General features: G+C 46.6%; 11 protein-coding genes. 3 read left to right on the forward strand and 8 right to left on the reverse strand.

Translation table 11 applies throughout. The features are described 5' to 3' along the window. Window positions 1–88 precede the first annotated feature (88 nt). From Q4Q57_RS05330 to betI, 6 genes are all read right to left on the reverse strand, one after another. Window positions 89–565 (reverse strand): MarR family winged helix-turn-helix transcriptional regulator, encoded by a 477-nt coding sequence (locus Q4Q57_RS05330; RefSeq protein WP_006080852.1) that lies wholly within the window; start codon window positions 563–565, stop codon window positions 89–91. A gap of 91 nt (window positions 566–656) precedes the next feature. Then, on the reverse strand, window positions 657–1,361 hold the full coding sequence (locus Q4Q57_RS05335; RefSeq protein WP_107948546.1) for a TorF family putative porin: 705 nt from the start codon (window positions 1,359–1,361) through the stop codon (window positions 657–659). Window positions 1,362–1,375: 14 nt separating this feature from the next. Beyond that, window positions 1,376–2,593: a BCCT family transporter gene (locus Q4Q57_RS05340; RefSeq protein WP_263196264.1), complete on the reverse strand. Its 1,218-nt coding sequence runs from the start codon at window positions 2,591–2,593 to the stop codon at window positions 1,376–1,378. A 377-nt stretch (window positions 2,594–2,970) separates the two neighbouring features. Continuing rightward, window positions 2,971–4,656 carry a choline dehydrogenase gene (gene betA / locus Q4Q57_RS05345; RefSeq protein ID WP_311890078.1) on the reverse strand — a complete coding sequence of 562 codons (1,686 nt, stop codon included), beginning with the start codon at window positions 4,654–4,656 and terminating at the stop codon, window positions 2,971–2,973. A 9-nt stretch (window positions 4,657–4,665) separates the two neighbouring features. Further along, window positions 4,666–6,129 (reverse strand): betaine-aldehyde dehydrogenase, encoded by a 1,464-nt coding sequence (gene betB / locus Q4Q57_RS05350; RefSeq protein ID WP_311890079.1) that lies wholly within the window; start codon window positions 6,127–6,129, stop codon window positions 4,666–4,668. After that, window positions 6,120–6,725, reverse strand: a complete 606-nt coding sequence (betI, locus tag Q4Q57_RS05355; RefSeq protein ID WP_311890080.1) for a transcriptional regulator BetI — start codon at window positions 6,723–6,725, stop codon at window positions 6,120–6,122. The genes betB and betI overlap by 10 nt, the downstream gene beginning before the upstream one ends. A gap of 610 nt (window positions 6,726–7,335) precedes the next feature. Here betI and yiaY point away from each other — a divergent pair. The 3 genes from yiaY (at window position 7,336) to Q4Q57_RS05370 (ending at window position 10,195) form a co-directional block, all read left to right on the forward strand. Beyond that, on the forward strand, window positions 7,336–8,484 hold the full coding sequence (gene yiaY, locus Q4Q57_RS05360; protein ID WP_063882698.1) for an L-threonine dehydrogenase: 1,149 nt from the start codon (window positions 7,336–7,338) through the stop codon (window positions 8,482–8,484). An 849-nt stretch (window positions 8,485–9,333) separates the two neighbouring features. After that, the gene (locus tag Q4Q57_RS05365) at window positions 9,334–9,699 is read left to right on the forward strand and encodes a hypothetical protein (RefSeq protein WP_028760718.1); all 366 of its coding nucleotides are present in this window, start codon (window positions 9,334–9,336) and stop codon (window positions 9,697–9,699) included. 289 nt (window positions 9,700–9,988) lie between these two features. Continuing rightward, window positions 9,989–10,195 carry a hypothetical protein gene (locus tag Q4Q57_RS05370; protein ID WP_006080844.1) on the forward strand — a complete coding sequence of 69 codons (207 nt, stop codon included), beginning with the start codon at window positions 9,989–9,991 and terminating at the stop codon, window positions 10,193–10,195. Window positions 10,196–10,275: 80 nt separating this feature from the next. On the opposite strand, the gene Q4Q57_RS05375 is transcribed toward Q4Q57_RS05370, so the two are convergent. Together Q4Q57_RS05375 and aceA are read right to left on the reverse strand one after the other, a co-directional pair. Further along, window positions 10,276–10,644: an acyl-CoA thioesterase gene (locus Q4Q57_RS05375; protein ID WP_006080843.1), complete on the reverse strand. Its 369-nt coding sequence runs from the start codon at window positions 10,642–10,644 to the stop codon at window positions 10,276–10,278. A 547-nt stretch (window positions 10,645–11,191) separates the two neighbouring features. Continuing rightward, window positions 11,192–12,517 (reverse strand): isocitrate lyase, encoded by a 1,326-nt coding sequence (gene aceA / locus Q4Q57_RS05380; RefSeq protein ID WP_006080842.1) that lies wholly within the window; start codon window positions 12,515–12,517, stop codon window positions 11,192–11,194. Window positions 12,518–12,580 lie beyond the last annotated feature (63 nt).

Here is a 12,580-nt window from a genome sequence, read left to right on the forward strand (position 1 = left end):
AAGCAAAAAAGCACTGAAGATTCAGTGCTTTTTCATTTAAAAACGAATCGATTTTAACGTCTAATCATTTAAAACATGATCTAAACGATTACTCGTCGCCTTGGATCTTCCCGACCAAGAGCATAGGCGCCGCATCAATTTTATCGGCGTCCATCATAGTCGCGATACGCTCAACGGCAGAGAGCAATTGACTCTGCTCCCATTCTTCAAGATTCTGATAACGCTTAATAAAATGATCCTGTAACGGTTTAGGTGAGTCCTGTAACAGTGCTCGGCCCGCATCGCTAAGGTATAAATGCACCTTACGTTTATCAGTCTCACTGCGCAGACGGATCACTAAACCACGGCCCTCGAGTCGATCGATAATGGTCGTCACTGTCGCAGGGCTCAGCGTGATCTCTTCCGCCACAGTTTTCGCCAATGGCGCATCCAATTGGGCGATTTTCTGCATCACCATCAATTGCGGCCCAGTTAAACCTGAGTGTTTGTTTAGCTGGCGAGAATGAATGTCGATAGCGCGTATCACTCGACGCAGCGAAATGAGCAGTTGTTCGTACTTTTCCATAATGTCCCGTCCCAGTTGTCCAGTGCACCTTACCAGAAAGCGCGACTGAACTCACCAAGAGGAGGCACTTTTATGGTAAAAGTCCCTTAGATTACAACATGAATTGGCGCGATACCGACAACACTAGGCGCTCGTCACTGGTATCTAAGTTCATGCTGGTATCTTCAGCAGCAAGGCTGAAATCAAAGCCGCTCCAGCTGGTCATATAGGCAACGCGATAGTGATTAAAGGATTTACCGCCATCCCATGACCATTTGTCTTCATCGAGTGACGTCGAGCGGTCAACACTGAAGCGAATATCATGGCCTTCGGCAACGCTAATCGTATGGCCGAGCAACATAGTGTAATGTCCGCCGCCTAAACCAAAGTAGTCCCATGTGTAGGTTAACTTAGCTTCAGAGTGGCCAAGGGAAGTGTCGTAACCCAGCTTGCTATACAGCTCAGGATAGTTGTACTCATCGGAGAAGGAATCGCCGTGGTAAGTGTAATAGGCCAGTCCGACATCGAGACTCAGTTGCTTGTTAAGCTGAAAGTACTTCCCCGCATAGGCATCGAGCTCCAACCAAGTGTCATCGCTGCCACCAAAGTCGACGTTCGAGGTAAAGCCGCCCACGTACCAGCCCGAATCAAAACCGTAATCCAAACTGCCTTGCAGTGCAGGGCCGTTGTCCGTTTGGCTAACACCGTTAAAAGTGTAATCCGACGTCGCCGTCACAGTGGCCGATAATCCGGCATTCGCCGCAGTCGACATCAATAACAATCCGCCGGCGACAAGATAAAAACATTTTGATTTCATTATTAATTTTTCCATTAGTTAGCTAGCTCAATTTTAGTAAAGTCGATTTTGTTCTCTTTTGGCGAGCGCTCAATGGCACGAACTGTTTGCAATTGCGTCATCATGATGTAACCAAAACAGCTAAAGATCAGGCCCAGTGCGATTGCACCAACCCATTGAATTTGAAGAAAGTCTAATTGAAAGAGTAATGTCAGACTGCAGAGCAACACTAAGTTAAAGCTGACATATTTAAGCTTGCCTAAACGCTCAATCGTCAGATTAAGATTGTCGGTATACAGGCGTACCAGTGAGTCGAGTGAATTAATCACAAAGGTCACCCCTACAATCACCATCGCCAGATTATAGAAGCCCGAAGTATCTAAGCCATTGGCGCTGTAGTAATAAAGCACGGTGAACCAGATGGCGATGGGGATAGACGGAAACACCATCATGGCCAGCAGCACTTGATAGGTTTTCATCCCGCCGACAAAGCGCGAGGTAAATTGACCAATCATAATGCTCCACGCAAACCACCAGAACAGATAAAACTCATGGTAGTCGTTGATGGGTAACACAAAATGTTGAATATTGCCGAAGTAGTCGCCCAGCATGGCAAAGGTCGTAAAGAACTCTCCCACACTTGAGTCAGCCGATAAAAATGCACTGGCCCACATCATGGCAATCAAGCCTAAAAATAACCAAGTGCTGGCTAAGCTCAAAATACGCACATAACGTATGCTGGTGCTGGAATATACCGCCGCGGCGATCACCAAAAATACGATTAAATAAAAGCTACCGACTATGGTTTCGCCATCACCTAATTCGGGTAAGTACCAGGGCAAATTGCTTAATAACAAATAGGCGGTAAAGGCACAGGTACCAATAATCACGATATTATTGATGAACTTGACCAAAGGAATGTCGAAGAACTTCACCCTAGGTTCAATCACACAAAAATAGAAGCAGGTTAAAAAGTAGAAACCCCAAATTAAGAAGGCCCAAAAGCCAAACTCAATCGCCAGCGGATTGGTAAAGCCGTACTCGGGACTCGCCGCCACATTGGCATAGCCGGCAAACTCGGTCAGCGGAAACATGATCAAGCCGACATCAAGGCCAGAGGTGAACAGAATCGCGATAAAGGTAAACGTACGCACAGGCGTCACACCGATACAGCGAATGTTACCCCAGCGATAAATCACAAACGCAATCGCGGCAAAAGTGAACAGTATCCCTGCGGATAATAACCAGGTCATAGGATGCACTCCGTCCCAGTCGATACTGGATATAAGTAGGCATGAGGATATGAATCCATAAAATGTAACTCCATGTTTTTATTTAATAATAAAAAACTGAATCATTTTTAAAGGCAGCGCTCTGCCCTCAAGCCTTAAATATCGCTACTTAAAAAGCGCTCTGCGATAGTTAAACCCTGATAGATGTTCAGTCGTGAAAGTGATCATTTGCACACTCACTGCGGGCTGACCGCCCCTTTAGATAAAATGAATCATGACCCTTATTTTGAGTAATCAATTAATGAGTTTTGAGTCATCAATTAATGAGTCACTTCAAAATTGAAGCCGCCAGTCCGTCGATAAGACGGACTGAGCAGGCGTGTTGTTAACTTATGGCGTTAACTTGTCGCAGTACTTCTTTGTGTGGTTTGCCAAGCGTCGGCAAGCACAACGGCGGAATCTGCTGGCGCTAACATCTCAGCCTCTAAGATCATATCCGCAGCGCGCTCAGCCAACATGATGGTCGGCGCATTCAAATTGCCGTTCGGGATAGTCGGGAAAATAGAAGAATCCACCACCCGTAAATTCTGCAATCCATGCACGCGAGTTTCAGGATCCACCACCGCCATCGCATCTGTGCCCATCTTGCACGAACAAGAAGGATGATAAGCACTCTCAACCGATTGACGCACAAAGGCATCGATTTGCGCATCGGTTTGCACTTGTGTGCCGGGTTGAATTTCCTCACCGCGATACTCATCGAATGGCGTTTGATTGATGATCTCACGGGTTAAACGCACGCAGGCTCTAAAGCCTTCAATATCATCAGGATGTTGTAAATAATTGAACAGGATCTTAGGCGGCGCTTTAGGATCTGCCGACACTAAGGTCACGGCACCACGGCTTTTAGGCTTGTTATGGCCTACATGTACCTGAAAACCATGACCCGCAAAGGCTTCTCTACCATCGTAACGCATGGCCGCAGGTAAAAAGTGGTACTGCAAATCTGGCCACTCGAGACCCGCTTTTGAGCGAATAAAACCACAGGATTCAAAGTGATTTGTGGCCCCTAGGCCAGACTTATCTAAGATCCACCGTGCACCGATTAAGAACTTGCTGAAAGGATCTAACTTGCCATTGAGTGAAATCGGTTTAAGGCATTTGAATTGAAAATAAAACTCTAAATGATCCTGTAAATTCTGACCAACACCGGGCAACTCATGTTGTAACTCGACCCCTGCATCGGCCAATACTTGGGGATCGCCAATGCCTGATAATTGCAGTAAATGCGGCGAACCTATTGAGCCAGCAGCTAAAATCACTTCTTTATTACAACGAATATCTTCAACTTTGCCTTTGTGCTCAATGCGAACGCCAACGGCCGCTTGCCCTTCCAATAACACTTTATGCACTAAAGTGTGGGTCAACACGGTAAGGTTACGTCTGGCCATCGCCGGGCGTAAATAGGCATTAGCGGTAGACCAACGCACGCCTTTTTTGACCGTCATGTGCATAGGGCCAAAACCTTCTTGCTGCGCTGCATTATAATCGGCGGTCGATAAATACCCCGCCGCGATGCCCGCATCCACAAAGGCTTGGTATAAGGGATTTTGCATCTGGTTGCCGTTATTCACGCCTAACGGCCCAGACTCGCCGCGATACTCATCGCCACCAAAGGCCCAGGTTTCTGCCTTTTTAAAATACGGCAAGCAATGGCTGTAATCCCAGTTGGTCGCCCCTTGCGCCTGCCACTCATCAAAGTCTCTGGCATGACCACGGACATACACCATGCCATTGATCGACGATGAACCGCCAAGCACTTTACCCCGAGGACAATGCATCTTGCGATTATCTAAATGCGGCTCAGGCTGCGTCTCAAACTGCCAAGCATATTTAGGGCTGTTCATCGGAATCGATAACGCCGTCGGCATCTGAATAAAGATGCTCTTATCGCTGCCACCGGTTTCTAATAACAGTACTTCGTTTTTAGGATCCTTAGACAGACGATTAGCGAGCACACACCCTGCAGAACCGGCGCCGACTATGATGTAGTTATAATATTTTTGCTGGAGTGAATGGGTCAAAATGCCTCCTTAAAATGGGCTTTCTAAGGGCTGTAGACCCACGTAAACGGCTTTAACTTGGGTGTAATGCTTGAGTGTCTCGCTACCGTTTTCACGGCCAATACCCGACAACTTATACCCACCTACTGGCATTTCGGCTGGCGATGCACCATAGGCATTGATCCAACAAATACCCGCTTGTAACTGATGAATAACCCGATGTGCACGGCTGATATCTTGGGTGAACACCCCAGCAGCTAGGCCCATGGCGGTATTGTTTGCCCGAGCAATCACTTCGGCTTCATCTTTAAAGGTGAGTACCGACATCACAGGGCCAAAGATTTCCTCTTGGCAAATACGCATCTCGTCGGTGCAATCGGTAAAAATGGTTGGGGCGACAAAGTAACCATTGGGTGCATTATCTGGCGTTAACGCTGTGCCACCAGTGAGCAAAGTTGCGCCGTCGTCGATACCTTGCTGAATATAATCGAGCACTTTTTGCTGGTGGTCTTTGGAGATCATCGCGCCAAAATTAGTCTCTGGCGTCATAGGATCGCCCACCACAATATTGGCTTGGGTACGGGCAAGCAGCTTCTCAATAAAGCATGGATAAACTGACTCATGGACAAACACTCGTGTCCCATTGGTGCAGACTTCACCTTGGGTGTAGAAGTTACCGAGCATGGCACCGGAAACCGCATTGTCGATATTGGCATCGTCAAACACGATAAGCGGTGATTTACCGCCGAGTTCCATAGTGACGTCTTTTAATGAACTTGCCGCCGCCGCCATGACTTTCTTGCCGGTACCAACTTCACCAGTGAAGGACACTTTGGCAATATCCGGATGCCCCGTTAACCAAGCGCCAACCTTGCCATCGCCCATCACGACGTTAAATACGCCATCAGGCAAACCCGCCTCACTTAAGAGTTGCGCTAACTTCAGTGCGCCAAGCGGCGTTTCTTCCGAAGGTTTAAAAATCATCACATTGCCGCTGGCTAAGGCAGGAGCGGCCTTCCAACAGGCGATTTGTAATGGGTAATTCCAGGCGCCAATGCCAGCACAAATGCCTAAGGGCTCACGGCGGGTGTAATAAAAATCCCCACCGACTTGCTGCTGCGCGCCTTCAAGCCCAGGGGCGATATGGGCGAAAAATTCGATAGCATCTGCGCCAGTAACCACATCAACTACTGAGGCTTCTTGCCAAGGTTTACCTGTGTCGCGCACTTCGATTGCAGCAAGTTCATCATTACGAGCACGCAATAACGCAACCGCGTTTAACAGAATACGGCTGCGCTCAGTGGCACCCATGGCAGACCAAATCGCAAAGCCTTTTTTGGCGCTCTCGATGGCTGCTTGCTGAATTTTTTCATCGGCCACTTGCACTCGATACGCCAATTGCCCTGTGGCAGGATTGACGACGTCGAAGGTTTCGTCGCTATCGTTTGCGAGCAACTGGCCCGCAATAAAGTTGTACTGTACTTCTACTGACATGTATTGACTCCATGCTGCTTTATCACATTGTGGATAAAGGTTTTGCATAATTTTTCGGCCTGAGCAAAATCCTGCTCAGGGGTTTCACTTAAGGCGCTACGTAACCAAAATCCATCGATCATCGCCGCCGTTTGCTCAGCAGCCATCAAGGCAAACTCTTTGGGCAACACGTGCCGAAAGGAAAAATGTAAGTTGCTGTATAAACGACGACTATTAATATTCTGCAAACGGGCTAACTGGGGATCGTGGACGGCTTGTGCCCAAAAACTCAGCCAAGTGTGAGTGACATTTCTTGAGCGCTGTAACTCGGTAAAATTCGCTTCAACAATCATCATTAAGCGCTCTGTTGGCGCCAACACTTGTCCTTGGATTCGATTGAGCAACGCCTGCTTTAACTGCTCGAGTAAGTGGCGCAGCGTCGCTTGGATCAAGCCCTGCTTACCACTGAAATAATGACTGATGATCCCCGACGACATCCCCGCCAACTGACTAATGCTGTTGATAGTCGTGTGCTGCAATCCATGCAAGGCAACCGATGCTAATGTCGCATCGATAAGCTGCTGTCTGCGTATCAATTTCATTGCGGCTTTAGGCATAAATACTCAAGGAATAACCACTCTCTCAATACTCTGAACGACGTTAATTGAACGTTCAATTAACAATCATGATAATGATTAGTGATGTAACTATCAACCTAAAATAGCACAGTGACAAAGCTCACAAGTTAGTTATGTAAAAAAGAATTAATGTGTAAAAACAAGATAAATGTATAGATTTCTTTGACTTGCGGCCCTACCACAACCACAGCAGCACGCATGAATTAATATTAGATATCAAACTAATTAACTGAAGTTAATGCTACGAATGAGAGTATTAATGAGGTTTAACCTCTGTTAGATTTAACAATTGAGCCGTCAAATGTTAGCTAAAAAGTGGGATGAAAAGTGAGATAAAAAGACCAGTAAAAAACACACAGAAATGATGCCTCGCCACGGGCGCTCCCCCCAGAAAAACCATATCGTACGCCAACACTAATACCCGTCATAAAAGTCCGAAGTTTAGTTACCGAGTTCCAACTTTAGTGGGAAATTGCCCCCAGATAAGCGCCGAACTCGATCGAGCTCACACTTTCACTACCTCCAAATTGGTAGCTTGATCACCAGAAAAGAACACAACTTAATCTTTACAAGCAAATAGGTGGATTTTATGGCTGCTAAATTTTTTATTCCTTCTGTCAACGTGTTAGGCCAAGGCGCAGTGGATGACGCTATCGGTGACATCAAAACCTTAGGCTTTAAACACGCACTCATAGTGACAGACAAACCCTTAGTCAAAATTGGCTTAGTCGGTGAAGTGGCCGAAAAACTTGGTCAAAATGGCATTACCTCCACCATCTATGATGGCGTACAACCTAACCCAACCGTGACCAACGTCGAAGCCGGTTTAGCCCTGTTAAAAGCCAACAAGTGTGACTTTGTTATTTCACTCGGTGGCGGCTCACCCCATGATTGCGCCAAAGGTATTGCCCTTGTTGCCACCAATGGCGGCAGCATTAAAGATTACGAAGGGTTAGATCAATCCGCAAAACCACAATTGCCATTAGTGGCTATTAATACGACGGCAGGTACTGCCAGTGAAATGACGCGCTTCTGTATCATTACCGACGAAGCCCGCCACATTAAAATGGCGATTGTCGATAAACACACTACGCCTTTGCTGTCGGTCAATGACCCTGAGCTCATGCTGAAAAAGCCTGCGAGCCTCACGGCCGCAACCGGTATGGATGCACTCACTCACGCGGTTGAAGCCTATGTGTCTATTGCAGCCAATCCGATCACCGACGCCTGTGCGATCAAGGCCATAGAATTGATTCAGGCTAACTTAGTCAACGCGGTTGAAAACGGTCAAGACATCAACGCCCGTGAACAAATGGCCTACGCCCAATTCTTAGCGGGTATGGCGTTTAACAATGCCAGCTTAGGTTATGTGCATGCGATGGCGCACCAATTAGGCGGTTTCTACGATCTGCCCCACGGTGTGTGTAACGCCCTGCTGCTGCCCCATGTACAGGAATACAATGCCCAGGTCGTCCCTGCTCGCTTAAAAGACATTGCCAAGGCTATGGGTGTGGATGTGTCCAACATGACCGATGAGCAAGGTGCCAGTGCGGCGATAGCGGCAATCAAAAAGCTGTCTGTTGCGGTTAAGATCCCAGAAAACCTGACCTTGTTAGGCGTGAAAGCGGAAGATATTCCAACACTTGCGGATAACGCGTTAAAAGATGCCTGTGGATTTACCAATCCAAAACAAGCGACCCATGCGGAGATCTGTCAGATCTTCACTAATGCGCTGTAGTTGCGCGCTGTAATCGCCATACTTTATCAATCGCAAGTTATCGCACAGCAATCGTGCGCTAACTTGCAGGATAACGACTGATTGTCCTGCTAGTGCATAAACACGACTTCATCCCTCCAATGAATGCGTTTTAGGCTCCAATAGTGCGCAGATTATCGCTGCACTATTGGGGCCTTTTTTATACTGGTATCGACAAGGTTGCTATCTTAAAAATTGAGTAACAAAAACCAACATAAAACTCAGTGTCTATGCACCTTTGCACTGACAAAACACTCACAAATCCACATATTCAAGAAGAAAGGATCTGAACCTCAAATATTCATAGCAAAATGATATAAAAAACGTGATCTCTGTGGGTTACAGACTGTTACAGATCCGATAAGATGGCCCCAGTTCGCTTTTTCCCTGCAAAAGATGAAGCCAGCTGAGAGGCCCGTTCTAACGAATGGGCCTCTGTCCATTCTGCCTTCTGCGTTTCCTCTGCGACAACTTATACTGCCACTTAATCGTATTACGCCCATCAAAGCTTGATTAACCTATTTACTCCGCGGTTCACTCTTTTTATCACTTACACTCAATAAGACTTACTGACGACCAAGTTGTTGCTTTATTAATCAGTAATTCAGCAAAAGCGAAACTTCACCCAAAACTGAGATCTAGCACAAAGTTATTGGCATAAAACTCATGCTAAATAGAGACATGACAGATTAAGTAAATGGTTAATTTTCATGCAGTAACTATCCTTCTCCGTCAAAAAACATCAAGGCTATATAGACTTAATTAATGATTGACCGAATTCAAAAACGATGCCTATGATGGCAACAATATCCTCGAACAGGTAGGTACGCTATGACTGCAATCACCCATGTATATAACTACACAGTTAGATGTCCACATTACAAAGATCCTGAACATCCCGTTACTTGGTTAAATCATATTGAAATGAACCAGTCCTGTGAGATCGCGTTAAATCGCATCACTAAATGGCACGAGCTTTCTGGGGAAAAAACCTTCGAAACAAATAAGTTTGTGGTTCGTAAAGCCGAAAATGAAGATGCTTACTTCTCAATGCAGAGTGACAGACTCAAAAATGACGGCCATGCCTTAGTCACCTTTAAAATCTTTTTAGACGATTGCTGTGACGATGCGGCGCCTGAAGAAATCATGCAGCACCTGATTGAAGACTATCAACAACGCTTAGCCAAACTCGAATAATCTTTGCAGTATTATTTAGCGACCTTAGACGCCAGTGCGCAAAACGCCACTGGCGTTTTTATTTACTGAATTCATAAAATTTAAACTCCGACGTCATTTCGCCCTATACGTTCCACACCTCTTGCCCAAACTTGCCTAACGACATTACGACAACGACTCGGCAGATACTGGTGTCATAGCGTGATTCAGCTCAAGATCTGTTATATTGTCCCGAATGTTATTTGGCACTGTAGAAATGGCAGGGCCCAGTAAATTGAGTTACGAACTTAAATTGAGGATTAGCATCACAATGAATAAAGCGACGCTCATTATTATTCCTTTATTACTCGCTACATCCGCCTGTGCGGATTTAAAGGACGCAGGCCGTGCTATCGGCACAACCACTAAAGATGTCACCACTGAGATAGGCCACGCGACTCGAGACACCACCAAAGCCATAGGTCATGCCTCGCGGGATGCCGTCAAATCAGTAAAAGAAGATTTAACCAAAGACTAATCACAGTGACGCCTAGGCGTCACTGTCTGTTTTAAGTATCTTATCTATTCAAACGTCACGCATTTTAAGCGCCACGGCCGCTAAGCCGCATTCGCCCGAATACCGTGGGGCACAGGCAATCCTTGGGCATTCACATGCACAAACACCATCTTATCTATGCTCACCACTGGCGCCTGCGTCATCTTATTACGTACTTGGCAGCTGACAGTAATCGAGCTGTGGCCGAGACTCACCAGCTCCAGACCAAACTCAATCACATCCCCTTGATGCGCTGGCGTCATAAAGTTGATTTCAGAAATCAGCTTAGTCACATGGCTAGTGCTCTTCATCTGGCAAGCTGCAAAAATGGCGGCCTCCTCATCTATCCAACTGAGCAACTGACCGCCAAACAGGGTATTTGCTGGATTTAAATGTTCAGGTTTAACTAAACGGCGACTGTAATATTTCATGGCGGTGACCTCAATGTGAATGCCAGCAATCAGCTTTAATGCGCTATAACTTTCCACATTATTCAGAGCATTTTTCAGGCCACAATTGATAGCCATTAAATAACAATAAGATAGCAATAAGCTGCTGTAAAATAATCCGATTATTGCACCAAGTCGTATCAGAGTTGGATCAGAGTTGCACCATATTAATCAGCGCAATCGTGAACCAATAAGCAAAAAAATAGCGACTCATAGAGTCGCCAAGCTAAGGCAAGCAAAAACTCACTGGGTAGGAAGTTAAGTCACAAGATTTGACTTAAAAACCCGCACAACACATGTAGGCGAACTGCACGGGGGATAACAGCTGCAGAGCAGCTAAACACAGGCTTACGGGTAACACTCTTTCATACTCGACTCGAGATTTAAGCTGCAAGGGAGGTAACTCATCACAGTCCGCCCTTGCCCTCTATTTCGAGTTTTTAACCACGCCTTACCACATACATCAGCATAAGGCGTGCTAAGGAGTGATCCACAATCACAATGGATCATCCTAAGCGCTGCTTACTGCTTAAAACTGCTCTTCTTCGGTAGAACCAGTCAGTGCGGTCACTGATGAATGGCCACCTTGAATAACCGTAGTCACTTGGTCGAAATAACCTGTGCCCACTTCCTGTTGATGCGCAACGAAGGTGTAACCTTTCTTCGCAGCAGCAAACTCAACTTCTTGAACTTTTTCAACATAATGCTTCATGCCTTCGCCACGAGCATAGTCGTAAGCGAGGTCGAACATGTTGTACCACATGTTGTGAATGCCAGCTAAAGTGATGAACTGGTACTTGTAGCCCATGTCTGACAAGGCTTGTTGGAAGCGCGCAATGGTGGCGTCGTCCAGATTTTTCTTCCAGTTGAACGAAGGCGAGCAGTTATACGCCAACAATTGATCTGGGTACTGAGCATGAATCGCTTCAGCAAAAACACGCGCTTCTTCAAGATCCGGTTTAGCGGTTTCACACCAAATCAAATCCGCATACGGGGCATAGGCAAGACCGCGAGAAATCGCTTGGTCAAGACCCGCTTTAACACGGTAGAAACCTTCATTAGTACGCTCGCCAGTCACGAAGTCACGGTCGTATGGGTCGCAATCTGAAGTTAACAAATCGGCCGCGTTAGCATCGGTACGGGCGATAACCAGTGTATCGACACCGCTCACATCCGCCGCTAAACGTGCAGCAACCAGCTTTTGTACCGCTTCTTGGGTTGGCACTAATACTTTGCCGCCCATGTGACCACATTTCTTCACAGAAGCTAACTGATCTTCAAAGTGAACACCGGCAGCGCCCGCATCGATCATCGACTTCATCAGTTCGAAGGCATTTAATACGCCGCCAAAACCCGCTTCTGCATCAGCAATAATAGGCAGGAAGTAATCAACAAATTTTTCATCTTCTGGATTAACGCCATTGCCCCACTGAATTTGGTCAGCACGGCGGAAAGAGTTATTGATGCGTGACACCACAGCAGGCACAGAGTTGGCTGGGTATAAAGATTGATCTGGGTACATAGTGCCGGCTAAGTTAGCATCGGCAGCCACTTGCCAACCTGAAAGGTAAATCGCTTCGATACCCGCTTTCGCCTGTTGTACCGCTTGACCGCCCGTTAACGCGCCGAGCGAATTCACGTAGCCTTTTTTAGCGCCGCCGTTAACCAGTTCCCATAACTTAGCCGCACCACGCTTAGCGATAGTATTCTCAGGCACGATTGAACCGCGAAGTGCTACCACTTCTTCTGCGGTGTAAGGACGACGCACGTTTTTCCAACGTGGGTTTTCTGCCCAATCCCGCTTGATTGCATCAATCTGTTCTTGACGTGAAGTCTGAGTCGTTGCCTTAGTCATAATGTCGCTCCTTTATCTTTGATGTTGTAGCTAGCGTGAAACTGCCCCCCAGTTTCACTCTGC

It is taken from the genome of Shewanella sp. SP2S2-6 (assembly GCF_031931965.1).
In the GTDB taxonomy this organism is placed as follows: domain Bacteria; phylum Pseudomonadota; class Gammaproteobacteria; order Enterobacterales; family Shewanellaceae; genus Shewanella; species Shewanella baltica.